Raw genomic sequence first — 23,867 nt, 5'->3', positions numbered from 1 at the left:
GTGCTTAACTATAGTTTCATCGGTAAAAGGTCTTTAGTCCGGTGAACTCGTTGCGCTGTTCTTTAAAAACCATCTTATCGATGGCTAAAGTCATATTGCTATATGCGTATCAGCAGTGGAATAATACGTTTACTTTCCATATTTTCGCGTCTAAGACGCGTCATTAAGGAATTTCGAATTTGGTTGATCCTAAACGCGGCAGTGGGCAAAACGTAATAGCTATCTAGCAGTTAGCGAGCTGCAGACATGGGACAAACTATCGCAATCATGCCTCCCTTAGCAAGCGATAACTGTAAGGTTAACGGCTTTGCGCCAAGTCATGAGTCTGTCTATGATTGACCGTACGTTTGCCACAGCGCTGCATGCTAATGCATAAAATGAGTATGTTACAATGAAAAGAATGTTAATTAACGCAACTCAACAGGAAGAGTTGCGTGTCGCTCTGGTAGAGGGCCAGAGACTGTATGACCTAGATATCGAAAGCCCTGGCCATGAACAAAAAAAAGCCAATATTTATAAGGGTAAAATCATCCGTATTGAACCCAGCCTGGAAGCAGCGTTTGTGGATTATGGCGCAGAACGCCATGGTTTCCTTCCTCTTAAAGAAATTTCTAGCGAATACTTTCCACCTCAATATTCTACTTACGCTAGACCAAATATCAGGGACGTACTTCGAGAAAGCCAGGAAGTTATCGTACAGGTTGATAAAGAAGAACGAGGGAATAAAGGTGCGGCACTAACTACATTTATCAGTCTAGCCGGTAGTTATCTGGTGCTAATGCCGAATAATCCGCGAGTGGGCGGAATATCACGCCGTATAGAAGGCGATGATCGCATCGAGCTGAAAGAAGTCTTGTCCTCCCTTAATCTTCCAGATGGCATGGGACTTATCGTTCGCACCGCCGGTGTCGGAAAGTCGGCTGAGGCGCTTCAATGGGATCTAACTTTCCGTTGCAAACATTGGCAAGCTATTAAAAAGGCCGCTGAAGAACGCCCAGCGCCATTCTTGATCCATCAGGAAAGCAATGTTATTGTCCGTGCTTTCCGAGATTATTTGCGGCCGGATATCGGCGAAATTCTGATCGATAATCCTAAAGTGCTAGATCTAGCAAAAGAGCACATTGTTTCATTAGGTCGCCCTGATTTTACTAGTAAAATTAAGCTTTACAGAGGAGAAATTCCTTTGTTCAGCCATTACCAGATCGAATCACAGATTGAATCTGCCTTTCAACGTGAAGTGCGCCTGCCTTCCGGTGGCTCCATTATCATCGATACTACCGAGGCGTTGACTTCCATTGATATCAACTCCGCGCGCTCAACCCGCGGTGGTGATATTGAAGAAACTGCTTTCAATACCAACCTGCAAGCGGCGAATGAAATCGCCCGTCAGCTGCGTCTGCGAGATTTGGGCGGTTTAGTTGTCATTGATTTTATCGATATGACGCCAGTGCGCCACCAACGCGAGGTGGAAAATTGCTTGCGAGAATCGGTTCGTCAAGACCGTGCTCGCATCCAAATTGGGCGCATTTCTCGCTTCGGCTTACTAGAGCTATCCCGTCAGAGACTGAGTCCGTCATTGGGTGAATCAACCCATCACGTTTGTCCCCGCTGCGGCGGTACCGGCGCCATTCGCGATAATGCATCCCTTTCTCTCTCTATACTTCGGCTGATTGAAGAAGAAGCGCTAAAAGATAACACACATGAAGTGCATGCTATTGTGCCAGTACCTATCGCCTCTTATTTGCTGAACGAAAAACGCGCAGCTGTTAACGCCATTGAAAAGCGTCAAGGCGGCGTCCGGGCGATTATTGTACCGAATCATCAAATGCAAACCCCGCATTATGCAGTTCTGCGTGTTCGAAAAGGTGAAGAGGTTCTTACTTTAAGTTATTTGTTGCCGCAGTTGCATGAAGCAGAAATGACCCAATCCTCAGAGGAGCCTTCCTCTGATCGTAAACATTCTGAACAGCCGGCGTTGTCGGCATTTGTAATACATAATTCACCGTTGATTAGCGAAAAACCCGCTACGGCTGATGCGAATCGTATGCCGACAGCGCCTACCTTCAGCACAGCAAGCGCCAGCACATCGCGTAGCCTGTTCGGTCGTCTAGTTGACGGTTTTAAATCTCTCTTCACGCCTGCGCTACAACAGGAAACTGAAGCTGCCGATGCGGTAGTTATGGAGACACCGGTTGAAGCGGGAACCACGCATCATCAGGAAAGTCAGAATCGTTGCAATCAACTCCGACAGAGGGGCCGCCGTGACTGCCGTGATAGACGTGACGGTCCGCGCCGCAAATATTCACAGACTCTACGTGAAACAGGCATAGTAAGTGATCTTGTCAAAGAAAAGCCACAAAAAGCGCAACTCTACCCACGTCGCGAATCATGTCAGGATCGACCTGAAGAGCAGGAAATCAAAGCGCAACCTGCTCCCGCGATAGCTTCAAACGGCAGTAACACCTATGACGAAGGCAATAAGACGATCCAAGTTCGGCTACGCCGTCAGTGTCGCGTATTAAATCATAAAATTCACGGCGACGAGCGGCCCATCCTTTCTACCACCGCACAGACTGCCTCCGTAGAAAGCGCTACTGCCGCGTTTAATACAGCGATAGAAAATCAGGACAATAATGATTGTAACGACGTCCTGCAAGACAAAAATGGCATATCGCTTAATACCAGCAATGCTAATTCTGGACGTAACAGTGAGGCGTTTTTGCCCACCCGTGCACGGCGTTCCCCACGATATCTGCGTGTAAACAGCCAGCGCCGTCGCCGTTACCGCGATAGATGTTGTCCACTCTCGTCGCCTGTACCGCTTACTAGCGCGGTCGTATCGCCGGAAATAGCCTCTGGTAAAGTGTGGATTAGTTATCCTGTCACAGCCATCGATCGGATTGAAAAAGACGTGTTTGCCGATACAACTGGTATTCCCCAGATTACAGAAGTAGTCGCTATTGATGAACAGCAACTACAGACGGCATTTTCCGCAAGGAAATCAGGCAGACCGACGACGGTCAGCAATGAGGTGCCGCAGGTGGTTATTGCTACAGAAGATCATCAAGTAGCACAACGACGGCCTGTGCAATCCGAGTTGACCTTCGATAGTAACGTAATGGTGCCGATGGCTGTAGATCTCTCTCAACCTAACAATGGGGATGCACTGGATCACTTGCCGGTTAATCTGAGAGTTGAAGCGCAGGTGTGTTCCGCCGCGTTATCTCAGCCTGTCGCTTCATACAAAGAAGAACGCTTTGCTAGCTTGGCGCCGGCATCAACAGATGAGGCGCGACATCTTGAAAAAACGGTGGAAGCCACTACATGTTCTGATGCTACATTTCTCCAAATCGGACAAACTGCACTTTGCACTGCAGTCAAAAGCGTTTCACTTCACACGCCGAAAACCCCTAATACGCGCTTTAAGCATCACGCCAGCGCACCGATAACCAAAGCACCTGCGCCGGCCTATAAGGCCTCTCTGTTACCGGCTAGCAGCTGGAAACAGTCGGACTACTGTTTCAACGATCGTGGCACTGCTGGAAATCACACCGCAGACCATCAGGCAACTGTATTAAAAACCCGTCCGGATAAACCGGATCCGTTATAAGTCTCCACTCTCAGACCCGCGTGAGATAGCGGGTCTTTTATTTCTCCAGTGTGGTCGTGATTTGCCAAGATCTTAATGTAATAACGTCGATTATTTTATACTTGATTATAATGGAACAATGCACAACGACATGCTTCGTTTAATAGGAGAGCAACCCTATGATCACATAACCTGAAATACTGAAAATTTGTCATCCGGACGATTGGCACATTCATTTGCGAAACAATAACGTGTTGCGCACAGTGCTACTTTACACTAACTGCTATTTTGGCCGAGCGATTATTGTTTCAAATTTGACCGCCCATTATACGACGCTCTCTCCCAGGTGATAACCTATCGCGAACGTATTTTAGTTTCGCTTCCGGTATGACGACCTTCTATTTGACAGATTTGTTAGACAAACAAACACTAATTAATGGATATATCACCATAAAATGTTACCGCCAATAAACTGTATCCAGTCAATGCCACAAGCAACATTCAACATGGTATAATCAATGTTTATCCTTTATTAATGCCATGCAGACCATCTGTCTGCCGCTTCTTATTCATAGAGGATTCACAGTGATAGACGTTAATATTTTTTCGGGAGTCGCACTTTATTGAAAAGCTATGGCGCCTATGCCAGTCAATTTCCGGCGCTGAAAATCGTATTTGAGTACATCACTACTACAGAAGCTACCAATTATGTACTAATCGGTGATAAGTCTTTAGCCGCTACTTCTACTCCGTAACATCTTATGTTCAATCCTAACTATATGCTAGTGGGAAGCGTACGTCCGCATCTTTATTGCTTTCCTATTTTGAAACACAATATATCAGCATGCATTGCGTGCGGCGGTGCCCATTGGTTGTGACCGTTTGTTCCTCGGTGCTAACCCGTCCTTCATACTCGCGGACTTAGGAAGTGCACTGCAGTTACGCTGGGGTATTTCATGCCTTCGCCGTTCTACCGTCATACGCAACGATGTTTGAAAAATATACGTCACATTTTGAAGTTTTTCGTTTGCTAAATGATCCGTACTTTTACAGCTTGTCGCTTAACGATGATTTTATTATCCTGCGCCGTGAATCCCATCAACAACCCGCAGCTATTCCTATGACGGGCGATAACGACGAAACGCTAATCCCGTTTCTTGCTAAAAGGCACTCAATTGAACGAAAACGATTATCCACCCATCTCGCGTGTCGCCTGCTTGTGCTAATAAACCGTCATTCTTGTTTGGCTTGAAGTACACGATAGTGCGAATTGGAATGAACTATGATTTAGTCGTGTAGTAAAAATATATTTAGTAAATATTATATCGTAACTTCAATTTATGTTTCCACATCAGAATCTTGCTCGTAAAATCTTTTGTTTTTCAAATTGGGCAAGTCATTAAAGTACAGTAAAAGCATTCGTTGCTATATTGAAGATAGTTCTCTGTATCTCTACAGATTCAATGTTCTAACAGCGAAAATGAAGCTGAAATGTTTAAATACAGCTTGCTGGTGTAGCGTTGAGTTCTCGATGCTTCGTGATTATTACAACATGAGTATTACAAAGGATAATAAGCAGTTACAACTCAGACCCATGCTCTTAAGATTTAAAATACTGCACAAATTACCTGAAGAACATAGTAGTCTTATCCGGCGAAGCGCAGATTCGGTGATCGGTCTTTTCGGCAGCAAGAAATACCCGCTGCAGGAAAGCGACGTGTTATGATAGAGATTAATGACATGCGTCATTGAAGAAATGCTATTTACGCGACAGGCATCACCGGCGATCTTTCGCGCATCGCTGACATGGTAACCCTAGATGCTACTGCTAAAGCTATCGCTGTCTGGCGAAGTTCATCTACAACCACCTAGAACAGGACACATTTAAAGCAATGATTCTAGAAGTTGTGCTTGAACGCCTGCTTTATTAAAATCATGCATATCTGCTCTGTTACGCTTGAAAGGCAAAATTTTACAATTTGAATTAGCCGAATAGGAAACGTCGACCATTTTAGTATTCAGCCAGCATCATGTATATGTACTCAACGTCTAGGATAATGCGGTGGATTGCACGATATGCACCCATCTTGCTATATATTACAGGCGATATAAAAATGTCAAAAGTTGGCGTAGATAATGAAGTAAAGCGTCCTAAGTGTCGCTGTGCTAGCGGATATTCTAAATGTGATGTGGCTGAACTGTCGGCTTCTTAGATTGGGACAGCACTTCTGAAAGTGTTAGTTAACTGGTCTAGTGTGTTTGCTAACCAACACATTGTGGTTGTTGAGCACTAGCCAAAGGCAGGTGACGTAGAGGTGACGTAGAAAATAACCGATGAATGGCGTCTAGCGCCCTCAGCGCTAGAGCAGGTATGGTTATCGGTCAATAGATAAGGTCATCCGGTCCAGGCGAAGTTATAGTAACCTGCTTGATGGAGGCCAGCAGATGATATTCGCCACTTTTATTTGATTATTCGTATCATGCTTATCTACAAGCCGGATTAGTGTATCCCGAAAACGCGGTTGACTCTTCCGCTACAGATAGGATGTAATTTGCTGTTATGGCTGTCGCACAGCCACGCCGCTTGCTAGGAGAATCTTTAGTCTTGCAGAAGATAGGGCTGATATGGGTCAAGTTCAGGCAGATGCTTTTTACTCGCCTTGATCTTTTCTCGGCGCTCATCGCTGATGAGCTAGTAATGCTGCAAGACGGGTGCAGGGCTCGCATATCGAGCGTTCTATAGGGAGCCGTACCCGCAAGCAACCTAATTCGACAATTTCTAACAGAAACCGCTAGTTTTCGCCTCGATTGTGCAAGTGCATACTGTTCGGCTAAAAAATAGCCAAGAGGTAATGATCAAAGCGATCCGCTAGGATGTTTATCTGATAATTAAAGCTGATATACGTTTAATGTAAAAGTTGACTAGTTGTATACCGCATTTTTCCCGGATAGTCGACGTCTGTAGTCTGTCGAAATCGCACTAAAATATAAAAAGATTGCTTAATGAGTTAAATTTATTGCATGAAGCGACAAAATATCACGCAGTTGCGACGTAATTTTTCTGATAGTTTGATGTTATAGTAACAGAGGTTTGCCCAAATTGCTACTGCAGCGAAACTTTGATGATCATTAAAGCGCATCTATGGCATACCTATCAATGATGTAGTCACGCTGGAGAAGCAGGAAACCAATATGGAAGCTACTAGGAAGCGCAGGTATAGGTTTTTTGACTTAGGTTTTTCGTGATGGTTTTTACACCGATATGCACTCATAAAATATTTTTGTTAGTTTCAAATCCAAGTATTGGTATCGGCTGCGGAAGCGCTTAATGAAGAAAATAAGCGCTATCTGACTAAAAACTTTATTGTGTTTTCGACCGCGATTACTGCAAGGTAGCAGATCTGCACGTGAACTTCGGCTATGTGCTGTCGGATACTAATATCGAAGATTTCGAGTGTACTATTTGCAGTGTCTGCGTGCCTATTTTGAAAAACCGTAGAAAAAGTTGTCTGAATTAGGCGCACTTGTTTACAACGGCTTCAAGCAGTATTTTTTATTGTCGCTTGACGGTAGAAGCGCGGATTTATTATGCGCGATAAAGTCAGTCCCGTTTTCTGTTTAGCGTTAGCACTACGTTTCTGCTCTCATCGGCACGTTTTTAATCACGTAACTGCGCTAATGAGAGATTTAGATTATTGGCTGGAAATACAACTATCTAGTCTTTTAGTGAAAAATTAACGAGTTTGTCCCTTGTATAAAAAGTTATAGCTATGTTTAGCTGATTGATAGCACTTACAAAAGTAGCCTTCTAGAGACAGAATTCGGCTAGGCTGGAGAACCGCGCTAATCCCCATAATCTGCTCCATCGGTACACCACTTTTCGCTTTATGTTGTGCAGGTACAACAGCAGCTAACGCAAGGACCGGATAAACTCATTGTCGAAGCTAAAATCTTGTAATCGCGTTATCGATAGTATTCTAATGGAACGCCTTGATAAATAGCTTTTACCGCTGCTTTGCCAACAATATGGTGCTCTTCGAGACAATGACCATTTTACACTAAATTATCCGCTTGTCCGGTAGTCAGCATAACCCTGTTGTGTCACTTCTTGATAGTACAGTGATTTCAATTAGAGTCCATCGAGCACTAGCATCGCTATATATTAGCAGTCAAACCAGGTATCTAGCGGATTGAATAGTCCTTTTTTGTTTCCCTTGTATATCATTGTTAAGCTAGAAGCAGGTCTTTCAATGTCATTATCATACCGGTTAATTCACTCCGTGCCAGATCACATATACCTCAGGTAACTCCATTGTGTCGGGTTTTTCTTCTTCGATATTAGCGACAAGCCAGGAGTGATGCGATTCTACGATGAAACCTGCCTTATCAGTATTAAAAAATTAGCTCTTCGGCAAAGCAAAAATGCACCATGCTAATCATGCATCCAACAAGATGCTCTAGTATATGTTCACGAGAACGCTATTCATCCTATATCGTGTCGCAGAAGAAAAACCAAGCTTATCGCGATCAACAAGACAAGTGGTATCAGTCAGCGCTTTGGCGCCGAGCTAACTAACTTCTATCTGTTTTATAATGTGTCGCATAGGCAGCACTGTAATCTCAAACGAGTATTGTGGTGCGCACTGATTAGTTGGATTATTCAGAATGTGTTACATCTGTCAGCACTTCTTATTACTCAGATAATATGTTTTTCCTGCACAGCATGAATTTGACCGTTTCACACGAGCCGGCCCTTCTCTTTTACATCGCAGTACGGCTCTGCTGGTTATTATGCTTGGTGGTTGCCTAGATACAACGATGATTTATATCGTATTTCTATATATAACAAGCTATACTGCGGAAATTATCGACCAGGAACTAGATGCTATTTCGGGTGGTCATTGAGGTACATTGTTGACAAGCGGCTTCGACACGTTATTAGGCGTTATGTTTCTAAGCAAACATTTAAGATTGTCATCAGAATCCTATTGTTCAGTTTTATCAGATTACAGAAATGAGTAAACATTCTCTAACTAACGCGTCGTGCAAACGATACCGTAGTAGAAGTCGGAATCCACGACAATAAGAGAAATCGCGTTAACCAATGCAAAGCGCCGAGAACCTTTATAGAACAGTAGTTTTTAAGAGCTGTCTAATCAGCGGATTCTGATCGCTGTTTTGTAACCACACCGCATATAGTGGACAGACTATCGACAGGGCGTCGTTGACAGCTCGCAAATCTTCGAAAGATTGGACCCAATGACTAGGCAGAAAGGCACAGGCGGTAGTAACTTGCAATAATTGACGCGTTAATTGCGCTGAAGTTGTGGTAACGAGCGGCGCCTGCTGGTTTAACTGAAGCCGATTTTCATGTACATGAAAATCGGCGCCCCATTCAAGCTGAATATAGGGACGTCTGTCGCTCATCGACACGCTGTTGACATCAGTAAATAGCGTTAATGAGAAACAGCCTAGCTGCTGACTAGCTAATTCTTCCATTTTTGGCGCTTCGGTAGTAATTAGCAAATCTAATTGACGTTCGTGCAACTCTTTTATCAGCCCTTGACGCACAGCAACGCGTGCTTCCAACTGTAAATCTGGCCATTGTTGGTAAAGGTTTTTCAGCCAGTTCCCCAGCCACGCTTCCCACAGTGAGGCACTGGCGCCGATGGACAGCGGATTATGTTGCAATGAGCGCGTCACTTCCTTCTTGGCGACTAACCAAGTGACTATCAGATTTTTAGCATAGGGCAACAAGCGTTCTCCCGCCGCAGTCAAGCGAATATTATTTCTGTGGCGGGTGAAGAGACTAACACCGAGCTGCGTTTCCAATTGGCGGATACGAAAACTTACCGCCGATTGTGTCAGATAAAGCCCTTCCGCCGCACGCCCAAAGTGTCGAGTACGACTTACTTCCAGAAATGTTTTTAATAATTCCGTATCCACTACGTTCTCAAAAAAAAATTATCGTAATGATTAAATGTTTTTGTTTTACAGAAAGTCAAGCCTAACTAATACTCCGCGTCATAAACAATGTGGCTGATGTAAAGACGGAAAAGATGGCAGACAGTTTTTTTACTACTAATCGTTATTTTGATCATAAAAACTATCCTCGCGGTTTCTCTAGGCATGGCTGCTTCAGCATTCGAGAAGCGCAATTGTTAGAGCGTTGCGGCAATGCTTATAATGATTTAAACAGTGGGAAACGGGAGCCTATAACAGAAGATGAACGACAGTTTGTTGCGGTATGTCACGGCAAACTTGCCCCTCTCAATGAACATGAGAAAGTTTGGTTTAAGTATACAGAATATACTCGCCGTCCCAAGCGTTTTCATACCCTTACCGGCGGTAAGCCACAGATGGATGTGGTAGAGGACTACACAGACACCGAAGATTGATGTTCGCTATGCAGCGTTAGGATCTTAACGCTGCATCAGTAAGCTATATTTGAAAATATTCCACCTGCTATACCAGTCGAACATACTTACATAAACTAGACTATAATTGATATGACAATACACTTAATATAAGGATATCGTACAAGTACTGAGCCATGACTTAGATTTGCTGATAACATCCTATCTCGTCATGCATTGCTTTCGATTTTGAAAAGTAAATGGTTTTACGAGAAAGACGTTTGCTATGAGCACATAAAGTCAATTGATGCCGCCGTTCTATCCGCTGAGTAAGTGTTTGCTGACTACATGATTATTTAAGTTCAACAAAACTCTATCAAAATCTCTGCATCTATCATGCAAAAGCTATGTTGAATTTGCTTAACGCTCTTAATAATTTCTGTTGTTTTAGTTTAAAAACCATTAATACCTGTATTGCTCGCAACGACAGCTACTCACGAGAGTTGTTCTTAAGTTTCCTTTTAATGTATTAAAAACGAAATAGCAACGCCGGTTGACTTATTACAGTCTCGGAGAAAGAGACACTTTACACCTCAGAAATGGTGAAGACGAGATAGTGGTGTTTATCAGGCAGGGGGAAATCAAAGCAGACTCATAATGTTCAGTATTTGCCGGACAGTACAGAACCTTCGACACCGTCCAGACGGAAACTAACACCATGAATTTATTAAAAACACTGGCAGCGGTCAGTTCCATGGCACTTTTTTCCCGCGTTCTAGGGTTTATTCGCGACACCATCGTTGCGAGAGTGTTTGGCGCGGGCATGGAAAGTGACGCTTTTTGCGTGGCTTTCAAAATTCCCAATCTATTGCGGCGCATCTTCGCCGAAGGAGCTTTTTCACAAGCGTTTGTTCCTATTTTAGCGGAATACAAGAGCCTGAAAGGTGATGTAGTTACACGCGTGTTTGTCACTTATGTTGCAGGCTTACTCATGTTGGTTCTGGCGCTGATCACCATAACAGGTATGTTGGCTGCACCCTGGATCGTGACAATTACTGCACCGGGATTTACCGGTATGCCAGAGAAATTTGTTTTGACTACAGCGCTGTTACGTGTCACATTTCCCTATATTTTTCTGATTTCTCTCACTTCTCTAGTTGGAGCGGTTCTGAATACTTGGAACTGCTTCTCTGCACCGGCATTCGCACCGACGTTATTCAATGTTAGCATGATAGGTTTCGCGTTGTTAGCAGCATCACTCTTCCATCCACCTATTATGGCGCTGGCCTGGGCCGTAGTGACCGGTGGCATCCTGCAACTGGGATATCAGCTGTCTCACCTGAAGAAAATTGGCATGTTGGTCTTTCCTAGACTACAGTGCCATGACGCCGGTGTTTGGCGCGTACTGCGGCAAATGGGACCGGCTCTCCTCGGTGTATCCGTCAGCCAAATCTCCATTATTATCAATACTATTTTTGCTTCTTTTTTAGCTTCCGGCTCGGTGTCGTGGATGTATTATGCCGATCGTTTGATGGAGTTTCCATCCGGTGTGCTCGGTATGGCGATAGGAACTATTTTATTGCCTTTATTATCGCGTAGCTTTACACGCGGGAATTACGCTGAGCACTCTCATTTACTGGACTGGGGGTTACGCTTATGCTTCATGCTGGCGTTTCCTAGTGCTGTAGCACTAGGAATTTTAGCGCATCCATTGACCGTCGCGCTATTCCAATACGGCAAGTTCTCTGCCTTTGACGCTTTGATGACGCAACGAGCTTTAATAGCTTATTCAGTGGGCTTAGTTGGTTTGATTTTGGTCAAAGTACTTGCGCCAGGGTTTTACTCCAGACAAGACATCAAAACTCCGGTACGTATAGCGATGATTACGCTTCTCATAACGCAATTAATGAACTTGGCTTTTGTTGGTACGCTAAAACATGCCGGCTTATCGCTATCCATAGGTCTAGCAGCCTGTCTTAATGCCGCGCTCTTGTATTGGCAATTACGCCGACAAAAACTGTTTGAACCGCAGCCGGGATGGATGGGATTTTGCTGTCGGTTGTTACTAGCAGTTATTGTTATGGCGGCAGCGCTTGTCGGGCTTTTAATGATAATGCCCGACTGGGCACAAGGCAGTATGTTCTGGCGGCTTCTACGCCTTATGGGTGTAGTTGCGGTGGGAGGGATAGTTTATTTCGCTACACTGTGGCTGATGGGATTCCGACTACGTCACTTCGCACGCTCGGTCTAGATGTACTAGAAATTATCATTACAAGATTATGAGATTCAAGCATGATTCAGATTTACTGATAATAGTATATGGTTATATATCATATAATGATCTTATCATGCATCTATCCTAATTTTAACAAGCCAATGCTTTTACGAGTCATATGTTTTTATTGGATAGTATATGAATGCACATTATTATCAGCAAATCTGAATCACAACGTCTATAAGATACATTATAGCTGCATTAAATTTATTGATCAAAGTAGATTTGGAAATAAGATATTGGATGATTTGCGCTATCTGGAAAACATGGTGCCTAATAAAATTGGCTATATCGAAAAGTGACCCGGTTGAACTAGCACGCGTCAGAGAATTGTAAGGAGTGCCGACGTTGTCGGCGCCAAGTTTCTCCTCAATATCCCTCTCCTAATGCAAGGAGAGGCGCCAGCCTACTGTCGTTATCACAATACATGTGAGAACGCATTATAACAATGCGCCCCACTCTCTCGCCCATTGACAAGCAAACGTTTTGGGCTCAGGACGTTCTATAGCATCGATCTCTAACAAAGCGCCCACCCGCGTGGCCCCCTGCTCCTGTAATAGCAGGTCAAAAACGTGCCCTGCGTTGCAAAATGTATTATAACTGCTGTCGCCCAACGCGATAATACCATAGTGCAGCGCTGGTTGATACAACAGCTTATCCTTCATCTTCTGGAATAATGGTACGATATTATCCGGTAATCTCCCTTTTCCGGTAGTGGAAGTAATAATAAGGATTACTCGTTCGGCATGCGCCTTCCACTGAAAATCACCATCTTGAAATAATATTACCTGATGGCCCTGCTCTGTCAAAACTGATTTTACTGCTTCAGCGATCTGTAATGCGTTACCGTATACTGTACCAACAAAAATACTTATCTGCGCCATACCACTTATGACTCCCCTAACCTACATCATATAATCAAAAGTCTTATCCTGACCAGAAAACTAAGTAAGCTCAACCTTTTTACATACATGGAAAGGTTGAGTTAGACGGGCGCATCTCATCAATAGTTTGTCAGCTATTCTCCCTAGCAGACATCCAATAATAAGTGATACGTAGGCAATCGTGCTCGACAAGTGTGCAAGACAGCTTGTTGTCCCTAAAAACGGAGGCGAAACCATGTTTGTGGCGGGATATCACCAATAGGATGACCTTATTACTTGCGAATAGATCTTCTGATGAAAGAAGGGCAGAAGGCTATAGTGATTAAATTAAATATCGGATAGCGACGACTGGCCTTTCTGAGTGCGTTAGCACCTGATAATAGTTTGTGCCGGTGCAACTCATACTTTATGATAATAATTTATGATCATATTTAATCTTTATGATCTTGTAATGGATCGATATCAAGCTTTGGTTGTATAAATAAACGTTTTCTATAGTGACGTAAATTCAGGTGATGTTGTTCTATTCGATGTGTCGTACTTATTATATGATTGATTGCTTGACAAAGATTCCCTTTTGATCAAAAGAGTACTGTAGCATCTATACATGTCTCGCTACAAAAACATGAGTAAAAACTTGCTTTCTTATGTAAGCATAATCATTAAACAGCCAGAAATAAATACCCTTGTGACGCGCATAAGTGCCTTAATAACTTCAGAATAAAGCCTAAGACTCGCCATCACGAGTCAAAGACTGGCATTGGTTGTTCTTTTTTAAAAGTAAATCGATAGTCTCCATAAATATTCATTGCTATATCGATGGCAATTATACCATTAGATAACACAAATCAAGCTGGACTACTTCTAATAACGTTGACATCAAATGCCGTCTGCTGAAAAAAAGATAGATAACATACAGTCAGGGCTAAAACCAATAGTGGTTTAGCGACGGTCATACATTGTTTATAATTTCCACAAAGATGCAGTCTACTGATATCGTAAGCGTTGTACCACACCGAGTGATATGGTTTATCCTCTGTTATAAGCTCTGAGTGATGATTAATTGCAACGAAGCGCGTGGCAAATTCCTGCACCAAGTGTAGCTATTTACAAGTACGCCATAATGGCGCATAAGAAGACAAAGTATTTTTATTATATCTTATGCAACACAATCGTTACTTTTGTGTGATTCTTTAAAAGGAACGCCTCTACCAATGGAGAGCGCCTCTCCTTCAATCGCGGCATGTGTATGACAAAGCCTGCAAACTAGTTACTTTATACTAAGTATACTAGAAAATAATAACTAGGATGCGATGACCGTGACCTAATTGACCACACCAATTCGCTCGGCTGACTAACAAAGTCTGGAAGATTTTTTGTGGGATACTGTAATCTTTGGAGAATTAAATGAGATCAAGAAAATCACTTGCCAACGCTATACGCGTGTTAAGCATGGATGCCGTGCAAAAAGCCAATTCCGGACATCCAGGTGCGCCAATGGGCATGGCAGATATCGCTGAAGTTCTGTGGCGAGATTACATGAATCATAATCCGTCCAATCCAAAATGGGTCGATCGTGATCGATTTATTCTGTCGAACGGCCATGGCTCAATGCTACTCTACAGCTTGTTGCATCTCACTGGTTATGATTTACCGATAGAAGAATTGAAAAACTTCCGGCAACTGCATTCTAAAACCCCTGGACATCCGGAATTCGGTCACACTGAAGGTGTGGAAACCACTACTGGACCGCTTGGCCAAGGAATAGCCAACGCTGTTGGTCTAGCGATTGGCGAGCGTACGTTAGCGGCGCAGTTTAACCGTCCTAGCTATGAAATTGTTAATCACTATACCTATGTGTTCCTCGGCGACGGATGCATGATGGAAGGTATTTCCCACGAAGTTTGCTCGCTAGCCGGCACGATGAAGTTAGGCAAACTGGTGGCGTTTTACGACGATAACGGCATCTCCATTGATGGCAACGTTGAGGGTTGGTTCACCGATGATACCGCTTCCCGTTTTGAAGCCTATGGTTGGCACGTTGTACGTGGCGTAGAAGGCCACGATAGCGATTCTGTTAAATCTGCTATCGACAAAGCTCGCGCCGTAATCGATAAACCGTCTCTTCTGATCTGTAAAACTGTTATCGCGTTCGGTGCGCCGACCAAAGCCGGCACCCAAGCCGCTCACGGCGCGCCTTTAGGTAATGATGAAATTTCCGCTACACGAAAAATTCTTGGCTGGAACGAACCACCTTTCGTTATCCCAACAGAAGTTTACCAAGATTGGGATGCAAAAGAGGCAGGGAATCAGAAAGAATCGGCCTGGGATGATAAATTCACCGCCTATAAACAAGCGTTCCCAGAACTAGCGTGCGAGTTCAAGCGCCGTATGAACGGTGAGCTACCGATGAATTGGCAAGTGGAAAGCCAGAAAATTATTGAATTGTTCCAGGCCAAGCCGGAGGAGATTGCCAGTCGTAAAGCCTCGCAGAACGTGTTGGACGCTTTTGGTCCTATGATGCCGGAGTTCTTAGGAGGCTCGGCGGACCTAACGCCTAGTAATTTGACAATCTGGTCGAAATCAACGTCCGTTACTGACGATCCAGCCGGTAATTATATCCATTACGGCGTACGCGAATTTGGCATGACGGCTATCGGTAACGGCATTGCCCATCACGGTGGTTTTGTCCCCTATACCGCGACCTTTCTGGTGTTTGTCGAATATGCGCGTAACGCGGTGCGTATGGCGGCGCTTATGAAAGCGCGCCATATTATGCTGTATACCCACGATTCTATTGGTCTGGGTGAAGACGGCCCAACTCATCAGCCGGTCGAGCAGTTGGCCAGCCTGCGTATGACACCAAATATGAGCAATTGGCGTCCCTGCGATCAGGTAGAAACAGCGGTTGCCTGGAAAGCAGCCATCGAGCGCTATGATGGTCCTACTGCGCTTATTTTATCGCGTCAAAATTTAGTGCAACTAGATCGCACGGCGAAGCAGATAAAAGACATCGCCCGTGGCGGATATGTGTTGAAAGATTGTGCAGGTCAGCCAGAACTGATTTTCATAGCAACCGGTTCGGAAGTGGAGTTGGCGATAGCCGCTTATGAGGACTTGCAGGCTGAAGGCCATAAAGTACGTGTCGTATCCCTACCCTCTGTCGACGTTTTTGATGCGCAGGACGATACTTACCGCGAATCAGTGCTGCCGAAAGCGGTGACGGCTCGAGTTGCTATCGAAGCGGGCATAGCTGATTACTGGTATAAATACGTTGGCCTTGATGGACAGATCATCGGTATGACTACCTTTGGTAAATCGGCACCCGCAGAAGAATTATTTCAACTCTTAGGCTTTACTAAAGAGAATGTACTAAAAAAAGCGCGTTTATTGTTAAAATAAGGCTGCGTCTCTCCTTAAGTCGACGATTTTCTGAACTATATAGCTTCAGGGGCGCAAGTACAGTAGCGTGTCAATAACGTGTTAGATAATGGTGAGATATTATTTTAGAGGGATGGTTTATATGCGACTAATGATACCGGCCGACTGTAGTTATTTGGTGTTGCTGCGCTACCGGCTTGTCGCTTCGCCTCTTCTAATACCAGATAACAAAAGAGCTTCCACCTGGCTTATGCCAATCTCATTACGTGAACGTTCTTCGATAGCTGCTTGTCCGATGTTCTGAAACAACTTGTCGTTGTGCGCATTTTTGTTTTTTGCGCCATAACGCCACTCTAGACGCGCATCAAATTGTGCGCATTGTTTTACTCAATCACAGCAAATATTGTAACCAGAATACTAATAACAACAGCGTTGATTTTTCCATACTGCCTCCTGAATGAAACGTCATCATCCAATAATTTGCAGTTTGATTTTACACTAGCTTGGAAATGCCGTTCGTGAGTGGTGTACGGAGCGTTACCAGCTTAAGAAAATGAATGCTAGACAGGAAGGGCTTGGCATAGTTTGGATTTTGTCTAGAAAATCATCTAAAGTGAAGCGCTTTAGCTAGTCTGAAGTCATCAACAGTATCAAATGTTTAAATTGCTCTGAGTGCTATGTGTTCTAACTCAGCTTCGGTGCTAGAAAAATAAATTTCTACATGAGTTTCATTAACCATAATAATAACCGTCATCAGGTAGCAAGTCTTTTCAGCTAGGGGAAAACTATGAGGACTTGACCCTATATTATCAGTAAGCTGCATTTAAAATATTTCAGCTTTATTTCCGTTATCGCAACGTTCAACCAAACATACATCATACCATTATCGAAATAAATGGTTTTGGATGTAAGCGGTGCGTTTTAAGTCGACTTACAGATAACATAACGCTTGATAACGCAATTATTATGTACTATGAGAAGACGAATAATGGTTTGATGCGTGTAATAAAGATAGTTCTGTTGGCTGTTTTATGCTTAAGAAAACGACGTGACTAACGAATGGCTCGTTTATAGGGTCTTGTTAGACTTAACTAGTTATATTGTACGCAAAATATATTCACCGGATAGAGCGACATAACTTAAATTACATAACCATTTGTTTTCAAAATCAAAATTATACATATTCTAAGTCACGACCACATCGAAATATTAGATCGGTTATGGATAAACGTTTGAGGGATTGTTGTAAGGTAAAAACAAGGGGCAAGTAGATACATGCCTGATATGTGATTTTAGGTGAATTGCGATCATAATTTGCAACTAAACATTTCTCGATTTTTTATTTTGTGATGCTAACTTTTAGCGCAAGATTTGCTTGCAGGACAAGCAAAAGGCATAACAATTTTGCGGATCGTTCCAGTGAAAGTCCAAACCGACATCTATCTTTAACCTTTCTACTACCTGGGTGACCGGCGCAGGCAGCCAGGATCGAATAAACTGAGGAAGCAAAGCATATATCAAGGAGCTGGTCTGCGTATGTAATAAAGCCCATAGGCTCGGTTCATTTAGATACCATTTTAATTGGTATTCCTTTAACTGCGCCAGTTCAGCAGCTTTCCTGACGGCGTCGTCGAAATCACCCACCTGATCGACCAGCCCGTTTTGAACTGCATCGTTACCAATCCAAACGTGACCTTGACCGATTTTATCTATTTCCTCTGGAGCCTTGTGACGAGATTGTGCGACCAATGTGATAAAGTTACCATAACCGCTTTCTACTCTAAGTTGCATCATCTGCGAGAATTCCGTCGGCATCATTTTGCTGAACGAAACATCTGCCAGCGGTGAAGTGGCGACGCCATCGGTATGCACGCCGATGCTGTCGAGAGAGTTCTCTACGGTGTTAACCACCCCGAAAATACCGATAGACCCAGTCAAAGTGCTGGCGCTAGCGATAATATAATTCGCAGGAGTGGACACCCAATAACCGCCCGACGCTGCCATTCCACCCATGGAAATTACTACCGGCTTACCTGCGGCGCGCGCGGAAGCCAACTCGGAACGAATGACCTCGGAAGCAGTAACGCTTCCGCCAGGGCTGTTCACCCTGAACACAATAGCTTTGATGTCGGGATCTATGCGCGCGTCGCGGATTTGGTCAGCAGTGGTGTCGCCTCCAACTGACCCCGGTGTTTCCAGACCGTCGATAATGGATCCATTAGCTAAAATAACGGCGATTTGACCGCCATGCTGCTTCAGCGTTACGGGCTGATAATTATATATACTAATGCCATTAAATGCCTTTTCGTGCTTGTTCCAGCCAAACGCCTTAGTCATGGCTGCGTCAATCTCCGCACGAGACGCGACTTCATCCACCCATTTGTTATTAAGCGCGAATTGTGCAGTATTGCCATTAACCACGCGTAAGCCCTCCAGGATTTTCTGGGCGCCTGGAAACAATTTCTCCGGCGTGGTTTTTCGATTACTTGCCACTGTCATCAAATAATATTGCCAAAGTTGACCTACCCACCTGCTATCGGCTTTGCGGGCATCGTCGGACATATTATTGAGCAAAAAAGGTTCGACAGCGGATTTATAGTTCCCGACACGGAAGATGTGGCTGTTAACTTTTAGTTTGTCGAGTAAGCTCTTATAATAGAAGTTGTTCGTTGCTATGCCGTGCAAATCCACTCCACCCTGCGGGGTGAGATAGATCTTGTTAGCATAGCTAGCAAGATAATATTGTGCCTGACTATATTTATCTCCGATTGCATAAATAGGTTTACCGCTATCACGGAATTCACGCAGCGCTTTGCCAATATACTCAAGAGAAGCTTGGTCGGCACCGGCAAAATTTTTCAAAGACAAAACTAGACCGGTGATATTAGCGTCGCCTTTCGCTTGGCGAAAGGTATCTACTATCTTAAACAGCGAATTTTCTTGCAACCGGTTGCTAGAAGCCCAGAGCAATTCGCGTCCAAACTGACGGAATTTATGATTCATAGCCGGCTTATCTACCACCGTGCCAGTCAGATCTATCACTAACGCGCCTTTTGCTAACATTGGAGACGTGTGACGCATTTGTAAATAAATCCCGACGATAATACTAATAAGGACTAGTAAAAATACGTTAAGGATAAATTCACGGATAAAATTTAATAAACGCCAACACCATTTGAATGGTATGGAAGTAATTCGCCACAATATGCACATGAGATCTCCAATAAAACAACGCAGTCCAAAATCATAATATATTCTTTGGATGCGCTCTAAGAACGTTTCAGTTTGCTGTTGTGACCCAGCTTTACTGATAGTGATAATGATTTTATCATTCATTTTCTCTGATTTTAAAAGCAAACCGAGGCACTTAAGCATACGAGGATATTATCGATATGGTCATAAATGATTCAACAGAGAATTGCTAACTCAGATTCATTTCTGCGCTAATTTGTTTGACCCACCTATCAACGCGACTGGCAGTCAGCTCTGGTTGCCGGTCTTCATCAATAGCTAGACCAATAAAGTGATCGTCGTCGGCAAGTCCTTTCGACGCTTCGAAATAATAACCAGTAGTAGGCCAACAACCAACCAGCGTAGCGCCGTTAAGTGCTATAATATCTCGCAAGAAACCCATTGCGTCGCAGAAATATTCCGCGTAGTCCTCCTGGTCACCACAACCAAACAGTGCAACTATTTTTTCGTTAAAATCAATGGCTTTTAGCGTGGGGGAAAAATCATCCCAGTCGCACTGTGCTTCTCCGTAATACCACGTTGGACTACCCAGTAGAAGACGGTTGTACTGTTCCAGATCTTCTTTATTACTTTTGGCGATGTCAAAAACATCAGCAATATCAGTGCCCAGCTGCTTCTGGATCATCTTAGCAAGATTTTCGGTATTACCGGTGTCACTACCAAAAAAAATGCCTATACGCGCCATAAATATAAAACCTCATAAATATTAATTTAAGTTGTTAACATTAAACTAATGCTGATAATAATGACGGACCGTGTCCTAAGGAGATATCTGCATTAAATCTTCTCCGTGCGAGAAATACGTTAATTATGCTGAAATGATCGAGAGTAATTGCATACATCTTTTAAAGACATATGGCAAAGATTGTCGTTATAACGAAGTTTATGGTGTTTGATATAGTAATCATTCGGCATTAGGAGTTCACGTTACATTTAAAATAATTTTTTATCGAGACGCTACACATACAAGACTATCGTCGATAAAAATTATGCTAAATCAAGCTTCCGATAGCATAAGTCCTAATGCTGAGATCGATATCTTTTTCTAAGCAAACAAGTAATGGTTTATATACGTAATAAGAACAATTCTCGCTAATTTTACTTATGATCCTATAAGAAACGGCTGTTTCTCATGAAATAATGCATAATAAATTATCAAATGGTAAACAGCGATATACTTTAATTATTAAATTTGCTTCACGATCGAAGTTGTGATAGTATTTCTTGTATTTTTGTAGTAAAATCGGTAGTTATTTTGTCGTTTTATTTCTAAAAAATTAGCGATTTGACTATGAATCATCTAGAGCAAGTCTGAGATGACTGACAAGCGACCTTTCCTAGCAGGAAAGGAGATTCTAGCAACAATGAGAAGCGTTTTCACCGGTAATCACTTCAATGCGGCGGATACCTGAAAATGCTCGATTTAGAAATAATATCGTGTCGACAGAAATATCATCGTAGCATCTGTCTCAATACTTTGTCGAACTGCACGACAAAATAACAATTAGAAGTGCTCCATCTACAGATATCTGAGTTAACTGGATTGGTCTATTGAAAGTCTTACTAAGAGATATTCTTGCATCGCATTAAATATTATGCCATTCTAAGGTACTAACGGCGAACGGCTCTCTTCCCATGTTTTACGAAGCTATTTCTGAATCCGAGCGTAATGTAATCATGCCTGGAATACAGCATGCTCTTACTACCGTAGATTTATATCGCGTTGTTGAATTAAAGGTGATTATCAAAAGTATCATCCCCGCACTTGACGGGGATTAAGTTGACTTTCAAATGTATGTGTTTGACTCTGACAAGGTGTTTAAACAAAGGATTAAAATGTGAACTATGACTTGCTATCCTGTATAGTGCTGGTTCTCAATCACAACATCAAGTCTTCCCTATTTTGCCTCATCGCGTACGGAATCGACATGTAGTCGATTCCGGTCACCAGGTTGAAACCGTTTTTTACCCACGCAACGTTGATATTTATCGCCGTAGTTGTCACCACAAGTTGTACAACATACTAGAGATCAGTACTTGCTATTTGAAGTTCTTGTGTCAAAGACTGAACTCCCAAACGGAGAAGAATGGTATCGCTCGGTGTAGCGCAGCATCAATCTCAAGGATGCCTTTAACAGGGAGATAAAAGGTTGCAACGTTTCGGTTGCTGACTACGATATTAATATCAGACAAACACTATACACTTGATTTTTCATCCAGAGTACGCAATCGTTGTTATTAAACGACATCACTCTCATACCTGACTATCAACACCAAAAGGACTGGCCATCATCTTAGATCAGACAGGATTAGGTCAGGCAACGGTCTGTTAATATGGAATCGAATACAACAACAGCATTGCGTCGACGCCCACTTGGCGATAGTGCTGTGCTGGTTAAGGCAAATCTCAAGCCATTGTTGAAACGATTGTATGTGCAACGCGGCGTCTGTGAGGTCGGTGAACTAGAACGGGGCACGCGCGGGTTGCTGACTTATCATTCTCTGGCAGGCATTGAAAAAGCGGTGGATCTGCTGGTCCGCGCTTTAGAAGATCAACGTAGAATAATTGTAATCGGCGACTTCGACGCAGACGGCGCGACCAGCACCGCGCTTACGATGGTGGCGTTGCGAAAAATGGGCGCGCAGAAGATAGAATTCTTGGTACCGAATCGTTTTGAGAATGGCTACGGACTTAGCCAAAAGATAGTGGAGCAGGCGGCGGCGCGTGATGCGCAGCTTATCTTAACTGTAGATAATGGCATCTCTTCCCATGCTGCTGTTACCTTAGCACACGAAAAAGGTATCCAGGTGCTTATCACCGATCATCATTTGCCTGGCGATATCTTACCGGCGGCTGACGCTATTGTTAATCCAAATTTGCGTAATTGCACCTTCGCTTCGAAGTCCTTGGCTGGCGTAGGAGTAGTGTTTTATCTACTGCTGGCGCTGCGCGCTCGGCTTAGCAGGAGTAGTTGGTTCATACAACGGGGCATAAAAGCTCCAAAACTAGCTGAACTCCTAGATTTGGTGGCGTTGGGTACGGTAGCAGACATGGTGCCGTTAGACGCTAATAACCGTATTTTGGTGCATCAAGGATTAAGTCGTATTCGCTCTGGCCATTGCCGTCCCGGTATTCGCGCCTTGGCGGAGGTGGCGAACCGAGATATTACTAGGTTGTGCGCCAGCGACTTGGGTTTTACGTTTGGACCGCGACTCAACGCTGCTGGTCGATTGGACGATATGTCGGTTGGAGTTGCATTATTACTGAGCGATAATTTTCCTCAAGCACGCAAGCTGGCAGCGAAGCTTGATGTCCTCAATCAAACCCGGCGTGAAATTGAACAAGAAATGGAAACGGCAGCGGTAGCATTATGCCAGTCAATGGTATCTGATAAGCACGCGATGCCTTTCGGGTTAGCTATCTATCATGAACAATGGCATCAGGGAGTAATAGGCATTCTAGCATCGCGGATCAAAGAACGGTTTCACCGTCCAGTTATTGCCTTTGCACCTGCAGGTAATGGCATCCTGAAAGGATCGGGACGATCGGTGGCCGGTTTACACATGCGGGATCTGCTTGATCGCCTAGACACCTTGTATCCCGGTATGATACAGAAATTTGGTGGCCACGCTATGGCGGCAGGCTTGACGCTTGAACTGGCGCAGTTTGATCATTTTCGAAAGCGTTTCGCTAGATTAGTAAGTGAGTGGGTCTATCCAGAAATGCTCGAAGGAGTAATTTTGTCAGACGGTGAGCTGACCGGTCAGGAGTTATCACTGACCACTGCTGAGCTACTGCGTGACGGCGGTCCCTGGGGGCAGGGGTTTCCGGATCCGCTATTTGATGGACGGTTTCGCGTGCTCGAGCAGCATTTGGTAGGCAAGAAACACCTGAAACTGTTACTTAAACCTGTAACAGGAGGTCCTATGCTAGATGGTGTCGCTTTCAATATCGATTCACGTCTGTGGCCTGACAATAGCGTACATACCGTTGAGCTAGCCTATAAGCTGGAAGTAAAAGAATTTCACGCTCATCGTTCCCTGCAGCTTTTAATACAGTATATTTGTCCGCTGTAACCGAATGTTTCCGTTGTCAATCCGATGGTAATGAGTTACTACTTTCTGTAGCG

Annotated in this window: 11 protein-coding genes and 1 pseudogene; 7 read left to right on the top strand and 5 right to left on the bottom strand. The window is 43.8% G+C overall.

Annotated elements, in window-relative coordinates:
* The first annotated feature begins 391 nt into the window (after positions 1–391).
* Positions 392–3,610, top strand: coding sequence for a ribonuclease E (rne, locus tag A4A68_RS00875; RefSeq protein ID WP_067565508.1), 3,219 nt, complete (start codon positions 392–394; stop codon positions 3,608–3,610).
* A gap of 176 nt (positions 3,611–3,786) precedes the next feature.
* Positions 3,787–4,841: pseudogene (locus A4A68_RS03655) on the top strand (dihydroorotase).
* Between the two features lie 3,872 nt (positions 4,842–8,713).
* Here A4A68_RS03655 and hdfR read toward each other — a convergent pair.
* Positions 8,714–9,535 (bottom strand): HTH-type transcriptional regulator HdfR, encoded by an 822-nt coding sequence (gene hdfR / locus A4A68_RS00860; protein ID WP_067565499.1) that lies wholly within the window; start codon positions 9,533–9,535, stop codon positions 8,714–8,716.
* Positions 9,536–9,648: 113 nt separating this feature from the next.
* Here hdfR and A4A68_RS00855 point away from each other — a divergent pair, with 113 nt between their 5' ends.
* Positions 9,649–9,987: a DUF413 domain-containing protein gene (locus A4A68_RS00855; RefSeq protein WP_067565496.1), complete on the top strand. Its 339-nt coding sequence runs from the start codon at positions 9,649–9,651 to the stop codon at positions 9,985–9,987.
* A gap of 160 nt (positions 9,988–10,147) precedes the next feature.
* Here A4A68_RS00855 and A4A68_RS03845 read toward each other — a convergent pair whose 3' ends face one another.
* On the bottom strand, positions 10,148–10,249 hold the full coding sequence (locus tag A4A68_RS03845) for a hypothetical protein (protein WP_158648169.1): 102 nt from the start codon (positions 10,247–10,249) through the stop codon (positions 10,148–10,150).
* A 414-nt stretch (positions 10,250–10,663) separates the two neighbouring features.
* Between A4A68_RS03845 and murJ the strand changes: the two genes are divergently transcribed.
* Positions 10,664–12,196 carry a murein biosynthesis integral membrane protein MurJ gene (gene murJ / locus A4A68_RS00850; RefSeq protein ID WP_067565493.1) on the top strand — a complete coding sequence of 511 codons (1,533 nt, stop codon included), beginning with the start codon at positions 10,664–10,666 and terminating at the stop codon, positions 12,194–12,196.
* Positions 12,197–12,660: 464 nt separating this feature from the next.
* Here the strand turns inward: murJ and A4A68_RS00845 are convergent, their stop codons facing one another.
* Complete coding sequence (locus A4A68_RS00845) at positions 12,661–13,104, bottom strand: flavodoxin (protein ID WP_067565491.1); 444 nt, start codon at positions 13,102–13,104, stop codon at positions 12,661–12,663.
* Between the two features lie 1,407 nt (positions 13,105–14,511).
* Here A4A68_RS00845 and tkt point away from each other — a divergent pair.
* Positions 14,512–16,506: a transketolase gene (gene tkt, locus A4A68_RS00840; RefSeq protein ID WP_067565488.1), complete on the top strand. Its 1,995-nt coding sequence runs from the start codon at positions 14,512–14,514 to the stop codon at positions 16,504–16,506.
* A gap of 1,338 nt (positions 16,507–17,844) precedes the next feature.
* Here tkt and sppA read toward each other — a convergent pair.
* The gene (gene sppA, locus A4A68_RS00835; protein WP_067566516.1) at positions 17,845–19,698 is read right to left on the bottom strand and encodes a signal peptide peptidase SppA; all 1,854 of its coding nucleotides are present in this window, start codon (positions 19,696–19,698) and stop codon (positions 17,845–17,847) included.
* A 208-nt stretch (positions 19,699–19,906) separates the two neighbouring features.
* Complete coding sequence (fldA, locus tag A4A68_RS00830) at positions 19,907–20,422, bottom strand: flavodoxin FldA (protein ID WP_067565485.1); 516 nt, start codon at positions 20,420–20,422, stop codon at positions 19,907–19,909.
* Positions 20,423–21,372: 950 nt separating this feature from the next.
* Here fldA and A4A68_RS03435 point away from each other — a divergent pair.
* Positions 21,373–21,516, top strand: coding sequence for a hypothetical protein (locus tag A4A68_RS03435; protein ID WP_158648168.1), 144 nt, complete (start codon positions 21,373–21,375; stop codon positions 21,514–21,516).
* Positions 21,517–22,071: 555 nt separating this feature from the next.
* Positions 22,072–23,814: a single-stranded-DNA-specific exonuclease RecJ gene (gene recJ, locus A4A68_RS00825; RefSeq protein WP_067565482.1), complete on the top strand. Its 1,743-nt coding sequence runs from the start codon at positions 22,072–22,074 to the stop codon at positions 23,812–23,814.
* The last annotated feature ends 53 nt before the right edge of the window (positions 23,815–23,867 follow it).

The sequence above is a fragment of the Candidatus Doolittlea endobia genome, assembly GCF_900039485.1.
Lineage (GTDB): Bacteria > Pseudomonadota > Gammaproteobacteria > Enterobacterales > Enterobacteriaceae > Doolittlea > Doolittlea endobia.
Note: the sequence above shows the minus strand (reverse complement) of the source record. Positions and strands in the feature narration are given on the sequence as shown.

Excerpts from the sequence above, each read along its gene's own strand:
- rne (WP_067565508.1), top strand. The coding sequence starts at position 392 with ATGAAAAGAATGTTAATTAACGCAACTCAACAGGAAGAGTTGCGTGTC.
- A4A68_RS00855 (WP_067565496.1), top strand. The coding sequence starts at position 9,649 with ATGGCAGACAGTTTTTTTACTACTAATCGTTATTTTGATCATAAAAAC.
- murJ (WP_067565493.1), top strand. The coding sequence starts at position 10,664 with ATGAATTTATTAAAAACACTGGCAGCGGTCAGTTCCATGGCACTTTTT.
- A4A68_RS00845 (WP_067565491.1), bottom strand. The coding sequence starts at position 13,104 with ATGGCGCAGATAAGTATTTTTGTTGGTACAGTATACGGTAACGCATTA.
- tkt (WP_067565488.1), top strand. The coding sequence starts at position 14,512 with ATGAGATCAAGAAAATCACTTGCCAACGCTATACGCGTGTTAAGCATG.
- sppA (WP_067566516.1), bottom strand. The coding sequence starts at position 19,698 with ATGTGCATATTGTGGCGAATTACTTCCATACCATTCAAATGGTGTTGG.
- fldA (WP_067565485.1), bottom strand. The coding sequence starts at position 20,422 with ATGGCGCGTATAGGCATTTTTTTTGGTAGTGACACCGGTAATACCGAA.
- A4A68_RS03435 (WP_158648168.1), top strand. The coding sequence starts at position 21,373 with ATGTTTTACGAAGCTATTTCTGAATCCGAGCGTAATGTAATCATGCCT.
- recJ (WP_067565482.1), top strand. The coding sequence starts at position 22,072 with ATGGAATCGAATACAACAACAGCATTGCGTCGACGCCCACTTGGCGAT.